Origin of the sequence: Streptomyces sp. NPDC090045, from assembly GCF_044747975.1 — a bacterium.
GTDB lineage: Bacteria > Actinomycetota > Actinomycetes > Streptomycetales > Streptomycetaceae > Streptomyces.
The window spans coordinates 20,960-37,494 of sequence record NZ_JBIVFA010000022.1 but is presented as its reverse complement, the minus strand read 5'-3'; the positions used below and the strand labels follow the sequence as shown (position 1 = coordinate 37,494).

The window sequence follows — 16,535 nt, the reverse complement described above, 5'->3', positions numbered from 1 at the left end:
TCCGTCTCTGCTTGCGGCGGTTCAGCACCTGCCGGCGCCCCGAAGTCAACCGAGAGCGTACCCAATCCCCGGCCCCCCGCCCCGGACCGCCGGGCCCGCTTGGGTAGTTGGTCGCGGCCGGTCGGGCAAGGGCTGCCAGGCCTTCGTTCCGGCGGAGAGGGCCTTCCTCAGACCACGGAGAGCAGGTCCACCACGAAGACGAGCGTGGAACCCGCCGGGATCAACGGCGAGGGGGACTGGTCGCGGTAGCCGAGGCGCGGGGGGATGATGATCTCGCGCCGACCGCCGACCTTCATCCCCCTGATTCCCCGGTCCCAGCCCTTGATCACCCTGCCACCACCGACGGCGAACTTGAACGGCTGGCCCCGGTCCCAGGAGGCGTCGAACTCCACTCCGGACTCGAAGGTGACCCCGACGTAGTGAACCCGGATCACCCTGCCCGGCTTCGCTTCAGGCCCGTCCCCGACGACGAGGTCCCGGATGGTCAGCTCCTCGGGAGCATCACCCCCCGGAAGTTCGATCTCGGGCTTCGTCAGTTCACTCATCGCAGCCTCATTACTCTCCGCTTACTCTCCGCCGAAATCCCTCGTACGGACCAGCCGGGCGCATGGTCACTCCATGCAGTAGACGATCACGCTACCGAGCACGCTGATCGACCGAAGTACATCAGACCCCACGGAGCACTGCGCGGCGCGGCGTGACGCGCCATCGGTTACGCGGCTCCCGTCGGCGAAGTCCAGGAGACCGGCGAGCGCGTGATGGGCTGGTTCCCGGGTAGCCGGACACCCAACTGCCCACCGGGGCCCGACAGATCACACCACCACCGTGATCGCTGGCATCACGTGGCACTGCCCTCCCCCCTTCTCAATGGAGTCCCCCCATGAACAGCACCCCCGGCTACCCCCTCTCCCGCCGCGGCCTCATACGCACCGGCGTGGGCGCCTCGCTCGCCGTGCTCGGGCTCGGCGCCGGCGCGCAGACCGCTTCGGCCGATGTGACCGCGACCAAGCGGTTCGATCTCGCGGAGCCGTCGTACGACCTGTTCCGCTCCAAGGACACGCACGGTGCGCGGGTCCAGCAGAGCTTCGCCTTCGACTGGGAGAACAAGTTCCTGTTCGTGGCGACCAAGCGGAGTGGAAGCGACGAGTCCGCCGGTGACCTGTGCATCAACAAGATGGACTTCGACGGGAACTACATCTCGTACATGCACCTCAACGGCTTCGGCCACGGCGTCGCCTTCGCCGCGCTGCCGAGCGGTTCCGGCACCGAACTGTGGATCGAGTGCGACGCGAACACCAGCGGGTACGGCACCGCGCTCGCCCCCATCCGCTACACCGCAAACACCACCCTGAACTCGCCGGCCGCCGCGGCCGCCTACCGGCCGATCTCCGGGGCCACCGAGTACACCTGCTCCGTCGACCCGGTCTACCGGCGGATGATCGTGCGCTACCACACCAGCGCCGGGAAGCGCATCGCCGTGTACCCGCTCTCCGCGTTCGAGACGCGCAGCTTCGGCGCGCCGCTGGTCGACTTCAAGCAGCCGACGATCTCCGGCACTCCGCAGGGCTACACCCTCTACGGCTCGTACATGTACTACCTGACGGGTGACGCGTACCCCGGCGACGGCACCCCCACGGGCGACGGCAACTCCTACGTCACCAGCGTCGACATCAACACGGGCACCGTGAAGCAGGGCCCCGTCCTCACCAAGGCCGGCTCCACCCTCCACCACCGCGAGCCCGAGGGCCTGGCGATCTACCGCACCGACGCCGGCGAGGCCCGCCTCTTCATCGGCTTCGCAACCGGCCTGGAGGGCGACCGGCGCTCCAGCATCTTCTACAAGAACGCCCTGGTCTGAGCCATGTCCGCCCCGGCGGCCGGTCGTCGGCCGCCGGGGCAGAAGAGGGAGACGTGCGGCGCGTTTGGGCTACCTGGGTGAGGAGCAAACGATCCCGCACCGCCGAGGGGTTCTGGAGGCATCGCGGGCGACGGGAGCAAATGCCGCTGCCCGGCGTGATCGCCGGGCCGGTGCCCCGGCTGCCAGCCGACGCGTACGTGCGGTGGCCGCTGCCCGAATCCCCTCGGTGAGAGAGGTTCACCCGTGGCTTTGACGACTGCGACGATCGCCGCCGAACTGGAAGCGGCGAGCAAGGTCGGTGACCCGAAGGCCGACGAGCTCGTGTCGGACCTGATCGTCAACAAGGAAATCGACGGTGTGAACTCCCTGTTCCGCACCATCGGTACCCTCAAGCCCGGCATGGACATGTCCGCACTGCCGCCCCGGCTGGCCACGTTCCTCAAGGAGGCCGCGGCTCCGCCGCCGGACTGGTCCAAGACCGACGTCAAGGCGGCTGAGAGCTTCTTCGCCCACCACCACGGCGAAGTCTCCGTGCTCCAGGGCACCGTAGGACTGATCGGCACCTACCTCTCCCCGACGGGCGCCTTCACCCTGCGCTCCACCGGCCGCCTCGGCGGCGTCGACGGCCCGGGCCGGCGCCTGTCGCAGTCCTCGCGGCTGTTCAAGGATGCTGCCCAAGGACTCCGACCTGGTCGAGGCCCTCTGGAACAGCCAGCGGGACAAGGAGTGGAAGAAGACCGACGACGGCGTCTTCATGGCCAAGCAGGCCATCGACTTCTACAAGAAGTTCTACCCGCCGGGCGCCTACGACGCGTTCGTCGCGATGGTGCGTCACGCCCTGACCGACAAGTACGCCGACATGGCCGGCCTGCCCCGGAGCGTCCTCGACACCGCCGCGAAGCCGATCGCCGCCGGCAACGACGTGATCAGCGGCATCGGTGGCGGACTGCTGGCCGGTGGTGCGAAGAAGGCCACCGGCGTCAACCCGTACAAGGAGAACGTCGGTATCGCCTCGAAGGGCTTCAACGAGATCCAGAAGTTCGCCCTGACCCACGAGCAGGACGACCAGCCCCAGATGCACCAGGAACTCGGCGACAGCCGCTGACCACCGCAGGGCACCGCTCTGATGCCGCGCGCTCTCGAGGAGCGCGCGGCACCGTTCCGCGCCGGGGAACCGTCCGACCTGCGCAATCGTCGGTTACGGATGTGATGGAAGAGACGCCCACGCTGCCTGCCGACCACCGTGAACTGATCTCCGACCTGTCCGGGATCGTCAGCGACCACCCCTGCGCAGATCCCGAATCGACCCTCGCCGCCCTTGCCGACGACACGACGGAGGCGCTTGGCCGCGAGGCCACCCCGGAGGGCCGGTGGGAGCGGACCGGGTAGACGGTCCCTGCACGCCACCTGCTGGTACGTCTCCGCACGCATCTTCAGCAAGTCCTTGTTCGCGTCGTACACACGGGCCCTGGACGGGCTCCGTGCGCAGTTGGACCGGGCCTCCTGCACCTGCCCGGCCGGCGCCCACCCCGCGGACCTGGACTCGGAGTACCAGGTCGAGGCCGGGGTGAGCATGCTGACCGAGGCCGGCCGGGCAGCATTCGCCGAGGACTACGGTCTCGACGAGGAGGAGCTGGCGGCGTTCGACTGCGAGGGGTTTCTCGCGGACCTCGCCGACGAGGCCCTGGACCGCTTGCACGAGGCGCACCGGGAGCTCTTCGGCGGCATTGACGTCTCCCCTCTGGACCCGCGGTTCGTCCGGGACGACGGCCGCCTCGACGTCGTCGCCATGCAGGAGGCGATCAGCCGTAGCTGGGAGGACAACACCGGCCCGGTCGCCCTGTGGTCCGCCCGCCGTTGGCTCACCGGGCAGGTGCGGGACGAGGAGCGGATCGGCCTGTTCCTGTGCCTGTGGATGGGCATGGCCCAGACGTACGGGGGTCTGCCGCCCTCGTACGCCCGCGACCTGGCCGCCGCGCTCGCCACCAACGACCTGGACGTTTCCTGCGAGCATCCGCAGCACCCCTGGTCCTCCGCCGATTCCACCGTGCGGTCCCGGTACCGCGCGGGGTCCACCTGTACGCGCCGGACGATCACCCCGACACCCCGTGCCCGCCGAGTTCTCGGCCCGCGAGCTGTGGGAGTGCCCGGTGCAGTACGCCCAATTGGCGCGAGAGGCGCTGGAAAACCTCAAGGGGTGGCGCACCATGCACGGCGGAGGCGACGAGGACTGGGAGGACTGGGAGGACTGAGCGGTACGGGCTTGGAGCGGGCTCCCGCCCGGCAAGGAGGTACCAGCCCTCTCCAACGCCCGTGTCGGGGGCGTCCGGCCCCAACAGTCACTGCCCTGTGGTCAGTCGGCGGGGAGGGGGCCGAGATCGACCCCGGGCTGTGGGCGCAGCTGCTCGGCGGTGACCCGCGTGCCATACTCGGTCGGCTCGCCCCCGCGCCCGCCCCCGTACTGGTGAAGAGGCAGTAATCCGATACTGCGCAATTCCTTCCGGTGGTCTCGGCTTGTGGGTCTGTTCGGTCTTCGGCTGGGTGGCCCGGTCACTACCCGGCGGCCGCCCGCCGAGGTGATCACCACTGATGACGGCCAGACCCGGCAGGCATCCCCGCTGTCATGGCGATGTTGTCGTGCCTGGTAGGCCCTCGCCGACGTGGATGGTCGGAGCACCCTCAGGGAGGGGCGGGGCCAGGACGAACGAGCCCGGAGGCCCCGCGATGGGCAGGTACCACTTCCGGCCGTCGACGGTGAACTCGAGGTCCAGGGACCAGCGCCGCGCCGGACCCGGCGGCTTGGCATCCAGCACCAGGCGCATTTCGAGCGTGTCGCCGCGGCCGAGGTCCAGTTCCAGACGGTCGGTCGTGCTGGCCTCCCCGAAACGGGTGGTGGCGCCCCGGGCACCCAGGGCGACGCCGAGCCACTGCAATTCGTGGTCGCTGACGTCGACGTACTCCCGGGGGCATTCCGCGCTGATCCGGGTACGCGTCACGGTCGGAGGGTGGGCGTGGGGGCGCGCGCGAACACCGCTGATCGTCAGGCTCTGGGCGCGTTCCGACACAAGGAAGAACCTGATCTGCAGGCCGGTCGGTGCTGCTCCCAGCCGGCGCAGCCACGTGCGTACCGCCGGCAGGCAGGGATCGCGCGCTGGAGGGATGCCTGTCTCCTCTGCGGAAGTCGGCACCACCCATCGCCCGTTGACCATCACCACCACATCGCGTACCACCACCGCCGGGTACGGTGCGCGGCGTGGCCACCGGTCCTGCGGCCACGTGCCGACAACCCATCCCAGGAATGCCCCCAGGACAGCCAGGGCGCCGATGAAGCAGACCACGCGCATACGGTCCTGTTGGTCACCAGCGGTCATCGGGCACCCGCTTTCCTTCCTGCCAAGTGAAGACGGGCAGGCCGCTGGAGTCGGTGATCTGGAACGGCTTTCCGTTGTCGTCGATCACTGTCGTGCCCGACAGCTTTCCGTCGGTCCAGCGCAGCTCCACCTTCCACGCGCAATGGCAGTTTCCGGGAGTCACATCGATGAGCAGCGTGGCCGGGTCGGATTCAGTGGCCGTGTAGGGGAACTTCAGTTCGTCCTTGCGGAAACCTTCCATGAAGTCGCCTGCCGGCACCCAGTAGGGCGGCCTGGCAGCGAAATTGACGCGTCCGACGTGGTACGTGGGGCTGTCGCCGCAGCCTCCGGCCAGGCTGATGCGGGTGCCGTGGATCGGCGGACGGCGCTCCACGACCCGGAAGCGGATGTCGTGGATGATGATGGCGCGCTCGTCCCTGGCGCGGGCGCTGATGTAGAGGGTGACCGGCCCGGCGGGGGCGGCCCCGAAGGCGGGCGGGTCCTGGTCCCAGGTCTTACCGTCTTTGCGGATCCCCGTGCCGGGGGGCCTGTTCATGATCGGGGCGGCGGGGGATTCCGGGTACACCCAGCCGGGAGCGTTGCAGCCGTCCCCGTCGCCCTGCTCGACGTGCACGCCCAGGATCGGCCCCTGCTCGTCCTTGATGATGACCTCGCGGTTGTCACCAGAGATGATGCGGCGCAGTGACTGCCCGGCGCCGGTGAGAGCATCCGTCACCAGACTCGATACGGCCGCGGTGACAGACGCGAGAACGAGGCCCACCAGCCAGACTCTCACCCGCTTCCACGGCGGCGGCCGCGGGGCACTTGTCTCGGCCTGCTCGTCGGGAGCTGGCGTATTCGCATTCATGGACAACCGCCGAAAGTCGTCGGACTCCGCACGGGCCCCAGCCTGGGCCGTGCCCGCGTGCCGGGCGATGTGGGCACGGCCGAACGGGTGATCACGGCTGTTGAGGGACAGACGGTCTCGACTCGCCACCGCGCGAGTACGACCAGGGTGACGGTGCGGGCGGTGACGCCCGGGTGGCGGGTGAGTGGCATGACCCGGATACGCCAGAGACCCGCCACGGGATGATCTTGGAGCCGGACGGCTCGCCAGGGAGGGTCGCCCGCGAAGGGCTTGACGCGGTTCTCGTAGCCACTGCACCACGAAGGGGCTGCCGGGCCTGACCCCGGCCGCCCGGGGCCGGGTCGGGGATACGGTCAGGCGGAGGTGAGGAGCAGGACGGCGTCGTGGCCGCCGAAGCCGAAGGCGTTCGCCAGTGCGGCGGGCACCGGCATCCGGCGGGGGCCGCCCGCGACCACGTCCAGGCCGACCTCCGGGTCCGGGGACTCAAGATTGCGCGTCGCCGGGACCACCCCTCGTACACCGCCCGCACCGCCGCGATGGCCCCCACCGCGCCCGCCGCCCCGAACGGGTGTCCCGTCATGGACCTGGTCGCCGTCACCGCGGCGTGGGTGCCCACCGCCTCGGCGATCGACCGCGCCTCCACCAGGTCTCCGGCCTGCGTCGACGTCGCATGCGCGTGCACGAGCGTGACGTCGGAAGGGGCGAGCCCGGCCGAGGCCAGCGCCGTCCATATCGCGCGTACCTGTCCCGGCGCGTGGGCGGCGGTGACGTGGTGAGCGTCCGAGGTCACCCCCGCCCCCGCCAGCCGCGCGTACACCCGCGCCCCGCGCGCGGCTGCGAACTCCGCCCGCTCCAGGACCACCAGGCCCGCGCCCTCGCCGATGACGAAGCCGTCGCGGCCGGTGTCGAAGGGGCGGGAGGCCGCTGCCGGGTCGTCGTTGCGCGTCGAGTGGGCCTTGGCCTGAGCGAACCCGGCCAGCGGCAGCGGGTGCACGCAGGCCTCCGTACCGCCGGCCACCACCACGTCGGCCCGTCCGAGCCGGATCAGGTCCAGGGCGAGCGACAGGGCTTCCCCGCCGGAGGCGCAGGCGCTGACCGGGGTGTGCGCGCCGCCGCGCGCGCCGAGCTCGATGGACACCCAGGCCGCCGGACCGTTGGCCATCCGCATCGGAACGGTGTGCGGGGAGACCTTGCGCACGCCGGATGCCTCCAGGACGTCGTCCTGCCCGAGCAGGGTCAGCGCCCCGCCGGTCCCGGTGCCGACGACCACGGCGAGCCGCTCCGGATCCACCTGCGTCCGCCCCGCGTCCGCCCACGCCCCGCGTCCGCCCACGCCCCGCGGGCGGCCACCAGCGCGAGCTGCTCGCAGCGGTCCAGGCGCCGCGCCTGCGCCCGGTCCAGCACCTCGGCCGGCTCCTGCCGCACCCGCCCGGCGATGCGGACGGGGAGGGACGCGGCCCACTCCTCCTCGATGGCGCGGATGCCGTTCTGGCCGCGCGGCATCGCCTGCCGTCAGGCCCGCGAGCCGCCCCACCCGCACGCTCGCCTTCGACCGTGCGTGTGACTGATTCCCCATGACCGTGGTCAAGCGTGGAAGGCGCTTACCGGGTCCTGACGATGGCACGCCGGAACCTTGCCCACAGGGAGGTCGGCAGGGTGACGTCAGTGACTTCATCAGGAGAGCCGGCATCCTGTGCCGTGGTGGTCCGCTCTGCCGGGTCCTCGTGAGCGTCTCCGCGGAATGCGACGGCGTCCTCCCCGATCCCGACTACCTCCAGGAGGGCGTCCAGAGCCTTGTCGGCTTGCTCGTGCGGCTGGGTGAGCCAGACATACGAGACGCCGACCGGATTGCCGTCGTGCTTGCTGATCGCGAAGCTGAAACCCTTCAGCCGGAACAGAACGACGTCGAGTTCGTCCAGCCCGTCCCACGACCGCTCCACGTGCAGACGTAGCCGCTGGGCCACGGGCCGCACCGGTAGCGCCAGCACTCCGATCATCTGGAACAGCGGGGCGGAGTGCTCCCAGACGCTGTACTGGTAGGCGGGATTCCTGCCGGTGTCGTAGGGCGGCTACGTAGCCGGCTGCCAGTCGGGCTCAGGCCCCGGGACCTCGATCTCAGTCACAGCAACTCCTTCCCACGGCCTCCGTCCAATTGGTGATCAACCTACCTTCACCGGGTCGGAACCAACGTTATGCGGCGCTGGTCAGCCCGGTTGCGGTGGCCGGGCTGTCCAGTGGCGTTGGTCGCGGATGAGCGCCCACAGAGCGTCGAGGCGGCGGCGAGCGAGGGCAGGGACTGCCTGTTTGTGGCTCTTGCCTTCGGCGCGCTTGCGGTCGTAGAAGGTCTTCGAGGTGGGGCAGAAGCGGGCGGCGATCTGGGCGGAGGGGTAGAAGACGCGCAGGAGTCGGCGGTGGTAGCGGTGTGGCCGGCGCATGTTGCCGCTGATGCGACCGGAGTCCCGTGGGACCGGTGCGAGACCGGCGACGCCGGCGAGCCGGCCCGCGCTGCCGAAGGCGTCCATGTCGCCGCCGGAGCAGGCGATGAACTCCGCCCCCAGCAAAGGGTCCATGCCGGGACGACTTCCGCGTGGCGGTGCTCTCGGAAACGGCGCCAACCAAGCGCCCGCGGCATCCGGGCCGCTCGATTTAGACAAGAGCAGCAGCTCATCGGCGTGTGGGGTGGCCAGGTTCGGGTCGCCACCCGTGGGTCTATGGCGTCATGGGGACACGGGCCCCGTCGCGGATGATCGCCGTCTTCGCGGCGAAGACCGCAGGGTCACTCCAACCAGTAGGGGCCCGCTGGAACCGAGGCCATGCCACAGGCCGCTCCTCGGAGGGGTCGTGCTGCCGTCGGGTAGCCAGGGCACGGCCCCCGAAGTCACCTCGCTTGGCGCCTTGCCAGGCCGCCCCGGCCGCACATATCTTGAACGCGTTCAATTGAACGCGTTCAAGTGGGGGGCTTGTGGTGGGGGAATCTCAGAGGGTGTCTGCCCGGCAATGGGGGTGGGCGGTGGCGGCGGTCGTGGTGGCGGTCGTGGTGGCGGCCCTCGGGCTCGTGATGGGCCCCTACCTGGCCGCGTTCTTCATCATCAGCGCGGCTGCGGTCGCAGTCCCGCTCTTGATGCGAGACCAGCCGAAGCTGTTCGCCCGGGCTTGTCTCGTCGTCGGGGTGGGCCTGCTGGCCTGGGCGATGATCGGCGCCGTCATCGGCATGATCCTGTTCATTCCGGCGGCCCTGTTGCTGCTCGTCGCGGCCTTCGCGGGGGCCGGCAACCGCCCGGGCGCATGGCTGGCGGTGACCGCGCCCATCGTGGCTGCGGCGGTCGTGGCAGCGTTCTACCTCCAGCCCCCGGACCCGGACAACGAACCGCCACCGTGGTTCAACGCGACACTCGACATCGGCACCCGGGTTCACGATCGGGACTTCAACAGGGACTTCCATCAGCGCAGGGAACGGCTGCGAGACTTCGGCGCCACGAGGGTCTCGGTCTATGAGCGTAGGACTGGTCAGTTCGTACTCGACGTGGGGATACCCGACGCCTTCGCGGAGGGGCAGAGCCAGGACAGGCTCAAGGAGCAGATCCTGCAGCTACCAGAGGTCGTCGATCTGCGCTTGTGCACGTTCCACACCTGCGATTAGCGCGGCCTGGTTCGGATGCCGAGGCGGCCGACGATGGCCGGCAGGTCAGGGTGGCGCGGGGTCGGCGCAGGCGGCGAGGAGTATCCGAGCGCGGTTTCGGAGGGGCTCGTCCTGGCGGATGACGCGACCTTCGACTCCCGAGCGGACCACCCGGGCGTCGTCGTCGGCGAGAGCGGGCAGTCAGCGCGTGGTCGCCGGTCCATGCGTCGGGGCCGAGTGCTTCCAGGGTGTGGCGGGCACCCGTCGGACCGGCGTCCGATTCGGCCGACTCCAAGGCGCCTCGGCGAGCGAGGTACGGTCGAGCGAGCCGGGCTCGGCCACGGCCGTGAGGTCCAGAACGGCAACCACCCGGACCGCGTCCCCCGTGACACGCCACAGAGCCTCTGCGCGGGCCGTGTCCGTATCCAGCGCGGGCGTGGTGTCGCCGTCCGTGCCGCTGAGCGCCTCTCGCAGGGCAGGCGCAAGGGCCGCTGCCCGGGGACCGAGCGCACCAGCCATCCTGGCGCCCTCCGTGAGCTGGCTGGTGCCGCCCCGGAGGCCCTGTTCGAGGTGGCGCAGCACCCTGCAGCCGACTTCGACGCTCACACCGGCCGGCCTGGAATGCCCCGTCTCCTTCCCGGGCCCCGGCCCGGGGGCACTCCCACACGGCCTGCTCCATGGGCGACCGAGATCGGCCCCCCTGCGCACGACCTCCGCGAGCAGGGCTCGGCGGGTCTACGGAACCTTCCCGCAGGTGTCAAGCCACGGCTTCCTGTGACATGACCAGCTCGTCAGCCTGGCGCCTACTGGAAGAGCGAAAGACGGCACCTTCCACCGGCCCCACCTGCGAGGAACGCTCATGTCCCACACCACGCACCGCCCCCGCCACGCCCGGACCGCGCGACGAACGTCCCGCTACCTGCTGGCCTTCGCCTCGGCCGCCTTCATCTCCGGCGCCGTCGCCCTGCCGGCCTCAGCGGCAACGGCACCCGCAGCCCGGCCCCTGGTCGCAGGCGTCCTCTCCGACGTACCCGCACCCAACGACGACACCGTCGACTACGGCGGTACCGTCGGCCAGCGCGACAGCGGCGGCATCTACAGCGAGGAATACGGCGACTTCATCGGTGGCAGCATCCTCGGCCGCGGCGGTGACGGCGGCCGCGGCGGCAGCGGCATCCTCGGCGGCGGTGGGGGTGATGGCGGCAAGGGCGGGGATAACCCCTACCGTGACCCCGCCGGCGGCGCCTACGGACCGGACACCTGCCTGCAGGGCTACGTATGGCGCGAAAGCTTCGACGGTGACACGCAGTGCGTCACACCGGCAGAACGCGACGTAGCCAAAGCCGGCGCCAACTAATGCGCTCAGTGCAGCAACACGTGTGCTCCGCCCGCTACCCTGCGGGCCGGCGCCGCCATTCGCGCCTATATTCGAACATCTGATTGAATTAATGGATGACGTCCGTCCACTTCCCCGACGACCTGATCGACCTCCAGGCCGCATGGCTGCGCACCTACGCCGACCTGGCCCGCCAGTCCGCGCAGACCGGCACCACGACACTCCGACGTCGGCTGATCGCCCTCTCGTGCCGCATCGAGGCGCACCCTTTCTGGGCCGTCCCGGGCCGCTCCCGGGCGGTCCGGGTTGAGCTCCGTCGCCGCGCCAGGGCCCGTACGTGGGTGGCCGTGGCGTGAGCGCCGACCCGGGCGGCCCCGGGCGCCCCGCCGAGGCCGGGGTCAGGGGATGCGGAGGGTGGCGAGGAGCCGTTCGTGCATGGCCTTCAGGGCCTTCTCGTTTGCTTCGGGGCCGAGGGCCAGGGCCTGCACGAGGTGCTTGTCGTCCGCTATGAGGCGGATGAAGCCGGTCAGGGTCTCGTCTTCTGTCTCGGAGGTCAGGCGTGCGTCGAGGGCGGGACGGCCGTCGAACGTCGTCTTGTGCACGTTGCTGCTGGTCAGGGGCTCGGCGGTGTTCTGCATGTACGACTCGAGGACGCGCTGGAGGTTGTCCTTGAGCGGGTACTGGTCGCCCGGCATGTCGTGGACGGCGAAGCCGACCGCTCCGTCCGGGGTCTCCGCGATGTACACGCGCGCGTCGACCTCCTTGCCTTCGATGGAGACGGTCGCCTTCCGGACGGTGGCCTTCCCGGGAAGCTCTGCGGTGATGCCACTGGGCGGATCGGTGGTCTCCGCCCAGTCCACGGCGGGCGTGGCGGACGGGGCCGAGACGTGCAGCAGCGCAGCGGTGGAGGGGGCGGCCAGCGCGGCGGCGGAAGTCGGTACACCTCCTGCGATCAGGACCGCGGAGGCCGTAAGCATCACAAGGCGCTGTGTCCGGGGGCGGTGTGTCATACCGATCACTTCCCATGAGGTGCTCGCTGACGGACGGCTCGGTCGCCGCTCCCGGGCCCTCTCCCAGCGTCCGCCCCGACCACTTCGGATGCACCCGGACGAAACGGAGGTACGTATCCGCTGCCGGGACACCATGGAGCGCGCGGACGGGCCGGGTCGTAGGCGTGGCGCCGTCGGTGTGGGGGGCCTGTCACGCGCCTGTGACAGTCGGCGGACAGTGTCGTGAAGTCCGGGAGTCAGTCTTTTAGCAGAAGGACAAAGCGGACATTTCGGCACTGTTCTTCGAATCCCCCCACCCCCCCTTTACTGGAGTAATTCTCATGGCTCGCACTTCTCGGAAGCAGCGTTTTTCGATGTTCGCCGTCTCGGCCGTGATGGTCGGGGGAGGCGTGCTGCTGCCCACCAGTGCCTTCGCTGCGCCGGCCGCGCCGCAGGTCGGTGAGGCGGCCACGCTGGTCGCCGGTCATGTCGACCACGCGAAGAGCGGTCATGAGAGCAAGGGAAAGAAGGACAGCCGGGGCCACAAGGGCAAGAAGCACGGCAAGAAGGACCAGGGCAAGGGCAAGAAGCACGGCAAGATCAAGGACGTCAAGAACATGCCGGGCTGCAAGTTCTACCAGGGCACCGTGTACTGCGAGCACAAGCCCGAAAAGCCCGCCCCGACCACGGAAACCCCGACCACGGAAACCCCCAAGACGGAGACCCCGGCCACTGAGACGGAAACCCCGGCTCAGGAGACGGAGATCCCGGCCATGGAGACCGGTGAGGCCCCTGCGGAAGCAGGCCCGGGCGCTTCCGGCTGAAGCGGGAACCCCGTGACGTAGCTCCCCGTGCCGGTACCGGTTCACGCGGCGAAGCCGAATGCAGTTGATCAGCCCCTGCCGGGCCCGTCGGGCCCCAGGGGCTTTGGCATGCCCTGGTGGGTCCGCATGCGGACCACTGGACGCCGCGGCGGAGAAGGAAGGGCGCCCATCGGACGGTCAGGCGCGGCCGACCGGGACCTGGGGCCGCTTGGTGTCCTCCGGGTAGGCCGTGTGCAGCACGGCGTCCTCGTAGGCGATGCCGGCCGCGACGAGGGCGTTGACGCTGGCCTCGAGAGTCTGCATGCCGTCACTGTGGCCGGTCGTGATCATGTTGCGGAGCTGGCGGGTCTTGCCCTCGTGGATCAGGTTGCGGATCGCCGACGTGCCCACCAGTACCTCGAAGGCGGCCCCCGGCCCCCGCCGGTCCGGGGGATGAGCGTCTGGTTGAGGATGCCGACCAGGGTGTGCGCCAACTGCAGCCGGATCTGCGGCTGTTGCTCGGCCGGGAACACGTCGACGATGCGGTCCAGCGTCTGCGACGTGTCGTTGGTGTGCAGGGTGGCGAACACCAGGTGCCCGGTCTCGGCGATGCCGGGCGCAGCGCGGCGGGGATGGAGTCGGTGTCGGTGCCGACCTCGCGCTGGTTGACCGCCGAACGCTTGTGGTGGTGCAGGTACTCGATCGGGTCCTCGATGGTGAGGATGTGCACCGACCGGTGCGTGTTGACGTGGTCGGGAGCGCCGCCAGGCTCGTCGACTTCCCCGACCCGGTCGGCCCGGTGACGAGCACGAAGCCGCGCGGCATGCCCGCCCACCCGACGGCGACCGGGGGGAGCCCGAGCTGGTCGGACGACGGCACGTCGAACGGGATGATCCGCAGCGCCAGCGCCGACGCGCCGCGCTGCACGAAGGCGTTCCCGCGCAGCCTGGCCTTCTCCTCCCAGCTGAACGCGAAATCGACCTGCTTCTCCCGGCGGAACCGTTCCGTGAGTTCCTCGCCCAGCACCCCGGTCACCAGGCGATCGACCTCCGGCTCGGTCAGCGCGGCCCCCTCGAGCGGTCGCAGGGTGCCGTCGACGCGGAGGAACGGCGCCGATCCGGTGGTGAGCAGGAGGTCGCTGCCGCCCCGCTCCCACAGCTCACCGAGCAGGTGGTCGATGATCGCGGAACTCGGCCCGGGCATGGTGGTCTCCAAGGTGGTGTGCTTGCTCATGGCAGGACCGTCCACTGCTTGACGGTGCTGGTGTGGCCGTCGAAGGACACGGCGGCCTTGACGAGCGGCCCGGACAGCAGGTCGATCCGGGTGCCGCCGAGGTGCTCGGTCGCGCCGCCGCTCCCGGCGGTGACGGTGTGGGCCATGGTCAGCCCGGCCAACTGGGAGGCTTTGGTCAGGCCACACCGTGCCAGGTCGACCTGGTCGGTCACCGGGCCGCTGGAGCCGGGACGGACCGGCACGTCCAGTGCGTTGTCGACGCCGGTGCAGGTGCTGCCGGGGAAGCCCACCGACATCTTGACCGACTGCACGTCGCCGTCCTCGTGGTGCGCCACCTGCAGGACGGCGTGGTCGAGCGGTCCGGTCGTGGCTGGTGCCGGCGGGGCGTAGCCGCCGAACGTGAGGGACGCCTGGCCACCGCCGGGGACGGTGGCGTCCGTGACGTCGACGGGCGCGCCGGGAGCCGGGGGCGTGAACCCGGTGATCGCGGTGACCGAAGCCGGTTTCGCGATCACGGCCGGATAGGTCGTGAACAGCACCGGCTCCGGCGGGATTCCGATCACCGGGCGGAGGTTTCCGGTGGCCGGGCTGATGCCGAGAGCGATGGTCCGGGCGATGACGCCGCGGGTGACGACCTGCGAGCTGACCCGGCTCATCGACAGGTCGACGGCAGCGATCGGCGCGTAGACGGTGCCGTTGATCACCAGGCGGCTGTGATGAGTGGTCGTGTCGGCGTCGTCGGTCGACTTCAGCACCGCGCAACGGCTGTCCGCCGTGAGGCAGCCGGACAGGGCCTTGATGGACGGGGCGCGGAACACGATCGCGAGCTCGACGCCCTCGAGCTGCACGGCGGCTTCGGTACTGCCCGTGCCCAACCTCGCCGCGTACTCGACAGCGAGCTTGGACAACTGGTCTTCCTTCGTGACCCCGCAGGCGCCGAGGTCGACCACGTCGACACCGAGTGCGCCTCTACGGGCGGTCAGGGCGTGGTTCGCGTCGCAGGCGGTACCGGTGCCGGAGACGGTCAGCGCGGCCGGGTTGAGGCTCTAGAAAAGGCCCAGCTTCTTGGGGGAGCAGCTGACCAAAACATTCTTCGTCTGCTGGTTGTTCAGGAAACGCGTCATGGTTGGCCAGCGGAAGGGATGGTCCTGAGGCTTCTGACCAGTGATGTGGTCCGGGAACGGTCCGGATCTTGGTCCTCGGGAGCCCGCTCTCCCACTCAGCCGGCGAATTGCGTGGGTGCCCGAAGAGAGCGGCCCGCCGACACGGCCCTCGGAGTCTGTCTCTACGGGCAGTCGTCCTCGATGTCATCCGGGTCGGTGGTGTGGATGTTGGTCCCGGGAGAGCCGTTGGTCATGTCTTTGCCGGAGGCTGAGTCGACGCCGCCGGGGTAGGGCGCGCCGAAATTTGTGCCGAGGTCCGCGTCGATCGCAGGCTGCTGCCCTGGTGGAAGACCATCCGGCCCGGTCGGCCAGCGTCCTCCTGGCGTCTGGCGTCTGGCGTCTGGCGTCGGGCGTCGGGCGACAGAAGGCGAGGGGGCCAACGAACATGACCAATACCGAGTCGGAGTGCTTCGACCCGCCATCCGACATGTCACGTCGGCCTTCCCGTGGGCAGTTCAGTAGTAGTCGCGCATCAGTTCGTCCACCCAGGTCGGCTGGACGACCTTTCCGCGAGGCGCGAACTGGGTCATGCAGGGCTTGATGTCCAGCACCGGCGTGCCGTCCACCGCGTCGAGGCCCTCCACGTGGATGTCCAGACCGTCCACCCGCAGCAACCGGCAACGGGAGACCCCGATCCGGTTCGGGCGGTTCTTGCCGCGCTGGGCGAAGATGCCGACCAGCGGCCAGTCAACGTTGCCGCGCGGGTGCCGGGCACCACTCTGGATCTTCGACACCGGAACGCGGTGGAGGTGGAAGACGACCTCGACGTGGGAGAAGCTGTCGAGGCGGAGCAGGGCGTCCGAGGTGAACTGGTTGCTGTCCAGGTTGATCACCGAGGGTACCGGCCCCCAGTTGTCGTCGGTGAGATCGCGACGATCGTTGTGCACGAACCCGACCGGGACGAGGTCCGTCACTGCTTTGATCTTCTGCCCCGTCTCCGTCCCGACTATTTCGTCTCCCTGCCAGACCTCGCCCCGCACCAGCAACTCGCCAGCGGTGGCCCGCTGCACCGTCAGGTAGATCTCCTCCCCGGCCACGCCGAGCAAGTCGCCGAGGCGCGCTTGGAGAAGCCTCAGCAACGCGCCGATCTGGGCCCGGGTGTAGCTCTGCTTACAGACCACGAACCCGACGGGGGCCGGGGCGTCGCTGTCCTTCTCCCACTCGGGGCGGTGGAAACTGCCGGGCTCCAGCTGTTGCCAGAGGATCCAGCAGTGCCCGGAAGGTAGGTCGAGCAGTCCGGTTACGGCGTCGGACACCTCCTGCAACGCCGCGACACCGGGGCTCGGCGCCGGCGTGTAGAGCGTGATCACCGGCAT

18 protein-coding genes and 1 pseudogene are annotated in these 16,535 nt (G+C 69.9%); 8 read left to right on the top strand and 11 right to left on the bottom strand.

Annotated elements, in window-relative coordinates; translation table 11 throughout:
* Positions 1 to 167: 167 nt before the first annotated feature.
* Positions 168 to 545, bottom strand: coding sequence for an FKBP-type peptidyl-prolyl cis-trans isomerase (locus ACIPYQ_RS37705; RefSeq protein WP_401258783.1), 378 nt, complete (start codon positions 543 to 545; stop codon positions 168 to 170).
* 335 nt (positions 546 to 880) lie between these two features.
* Between ACIPYQ_RS37705 and ACIPYQ_RS37700 the strand changes: the two genes are divergently transcribed.
* The 4 genes from ACIPYQ_RS37700 to ACIPYQ_RS37685 all read left to right on the top strand — a co-directional run bounded on the left by ACIPYQ_RS37700 (position 881) and on the right by ACIPYQ_RS37685 (position 4,337).
* Positions 881 to 1,858 carry a teichoic acid biosynthesis protein C gene (locus tag ACIPYQ_RS37700; RefSeq protein ID WP_401258781.1) on the top strand — a complete coding sequence of 326 codons (978 nt, stop codon included), beginning with the start codon at positions 881 to 883 and terminating at the stop codon, positions 1,856 to 1,858.
* Positions 1,859 to 2,525: 667 nt separating this feature from the next.
* Positions 2,526 to 2,963 (top strand): hypothetical protein, encoded by a 438-nt coding sequence (locus ACIPYQ_RS37695; protein ID WP_401258779.1) that lies wholly within the window; start codon positions 2,526 to 2,528, stop codon positions 2,961 to 2,963.
* 104 nt (positions 2,964 to 3,067) lie between these two features.
* On the top strand, positions 3,068 to 3,247 hold the full coding sequence (locus tag ACIPYQ_RS37690) for a hypothetical protein (RefSeq protein WP_401258777.1): 180 nt from the start codon (positions 3,068 to 3,070) through the stop codon (positions 3,245 to 3,247).
* Between the two features lie 55 nt (positions 3,248 to 3,302).
* Entirely contained in the window at positions 3,303 to 4,337 is a 1,035-nt protein-coding gene (locus ACIPYQ_RS37685; protein ID WP_401258775.1) for a hypothetical protein, read from the top strand.
* A 142-nt stretch (positions 4,338 to 4,479) separates the two neighbouring features.
* Here the strand turns inward: ACIPYQ_RS37685 and ACIPYQ_RS37680 are convergent, their stop codons facing one another.
* The 6 genes and pseudogenes from ACIPYQ_RS37680 to ACIPYQ_RS37655 all read right to left on the bottom strand — a co-directional run.
* The gene (locus ACIPYQ_RS37680) at positions 4,480 to 5,229 is read right to left on the bottom strand and encodes a hypothetical protein (RefSeq protein ID WP_401258774.1); all 750 of its coding nucleotides are present in this window, start codon (positions 5,227 to 5,229) and stop codon (positions 4,480 to 4,482) included.
* Entirely contained in the window at positions 5,216 to 6,076 is an 861-nt protein-coding gene (locus tag ACIPYQ_RS37675) for a hypothetical protein (protein WP_401258772.1), read from the bottom strand. The genes ACIPYQ_RS37680 and ACIPYQ_RS37675 overlap by 14 nt, the downstream gene beginning before the upstream one ends.
* Before the next feature lie 91 nt (positions 6,077 to 6,167).
* Entirely contained in the window at positions 6,168 to 7,367 is a 1,200-nt protein-coding gene (locus ACIPYQ_RS37670; protein WP_401258771.1) for a beta-ketoacyl synthase N-terminal-like domain-containing protein, read from the bottom strand.
* Complete coding sequence (locus tag ACIPYQ_RS37665; protein WP_401258769.1) at positions 7,313 to 7,579, bottom strand: hypothetical protein; 267 nt, start codon at positions 7,577 to 7,579, stop codon at positions 7,313 to 7,315. The genes ACIPYQ_RS37670 and ACIPYQ_RS37665 overlap by 55 nt, the downstream gene beginning before the upstream one ends.
* 98 nt (positions 7,580 to 7,677) lie before the next feature.
* Positions 7,678 to 8,073 carry a hypothetical protein gene (locus ACIPYQ_RS37660; protein ID WP_401258767.1) on the bottom strand — a complete coding sequence of 132 codons (396 nt, stop codon included), beginning with the start codon at positions 8,071 to 8,073 and terminating at the stop codon, positions 7,678 to 7,680.
* A gap of 207 nt (positions 8,074 to 8,280) precedes the next feature.
* Positions 8,281 to 8,684, bottom strand: a pseudogene (locus tag ACIPYQ_RS37655) (transposase); the annotation flags it as partial.
* Between the two features lie 402 nt (positions 8,685 to 9,086).
* Between ACIPYQ_RS37655 and ACIPYQ_RS37650 the strand changes: the two are divergent.
* The 3 genes from ACIPYQ_RS37650 to ACIPYQ_RS37640 all read left to right on the top strand — a co-directional run bounded on the left by ACIPYQ_RS37650 (position 9,087) and on the right by ACIPYQ_RS37640 (position 11,387).
* Positions 9,087 to 9,716, top strand: a complete 630-nt coding sequence (locus ACIPYQ_RS37650; protein WP_401258765.1) for a hypothetical protein — start codon at positions 9,087 to 9,089, stop codon at positions 9,714 to 9,716.
* 838 nt (positions 9,717 to 10,554) lie between these two features.
* On the top strand, positions 10,555 to 11,052 hold the full coding sequence (locus tag ACIPYQ_RS37645) for a hypothetical protein (protein WP_401258764.1): 498 nt from the start codon (positions 10,555 to 10,557) through the stop codon (positions 11,050 to 11,052).
* A 95-nt stretch (positions 11,053 to 11,147) separates the two neighbouring features.
* Positions 11,148 to 11,387 (top strand): hypothetical protein, encoded by a 240-nt coding sequence (locus ACIPYQ_RS37640; protein WP_401258763.1) that lies wholly within the window; start codon positions 11,148 to 11,150, stop codon positions 11,385 to 11,387.
* Between the two features lie 42 nt (positions 11,388 to 11,429).
* Here ACIPYQ_RS37640 and ACIPYQ_RS37635 read toward each other — a convergent pair whose 3' ends face one another.
* Entirely contained in the window at positions 11,430 to 12,008 is a 579-nt protein-coding gene (locus tag ACIPYQ_RS37635; RefSeq protein ID WP_401258762.1) for a hypothetical protein, read from the bottom strand.
* Between the two features lie 353 nt (positions 12,009 to 12,361).
* On the opposite strand from ACIPYQ_RS37635, the gene ACIPYQ_RS37630 reads away from it, so the two are divergent.
* Positions 12,362 to 12,844 carry a hypothetical protein gene (locus ACIPYQ_RS37630; protein ID WP_401258761.1) on the top strand — a complete coding sequence of 161 codons (483 nt, stop codon included), beginning with the start codon at positions 12,362 to 12,364 and terminating at the stop codon, positions 12,842 to 12,844.
* 177 nt (positions 12,845 to 13,021) lie between these two features.
* On the opposite strand, the gene ACIPYQ_RS37625 is transcribed toward ACIPYQ_RS37630, so the two are convergent.
* The 3 genes from ACIPYQ_RS37625 to ACIPYQ_RS37615 form a co-directional block, all read right to left on the bottom strand.
* Complete coding sequence (locus ACIPYQ_RS37625) at positions 13,022 to 14,056, bottom strand: type IV pili twitching motility protein PilT (protein ID WP_401258760.1); 1,035 nt, start codon at positions 14,054 to 14,056, stop codon at positions 13,022 to 13,024.
* Positions 14,053 to 14,964, bottom strand: coding sequence for a hypothetical protein (locus ACIPYQ_RS37620; RefSeq protein ID WP_401258759.1), 912 nt, complete (start codon positions 14,962 to 14,964; stop codon positions 14,053 to 14,055). The genes ACIPYQ_RS37625 and ACIPYQ_RS37620 overlap by 4 nt, the downstream gene beginning before the upstream one ends.
* A 710-nt stretch (positions 14,965 to 15,674) precedes the next feature.
* Positions 15,675 to 16,535, bottom strand: coding sequence for an SAM-dependent methyltransferase (locus tag ACIPYQ_RS37615; protein ID WP_401258758.1), 861 nt, complete (start codon positions 16,533 to 16,535; stop codon positions 15,675 to 15,677).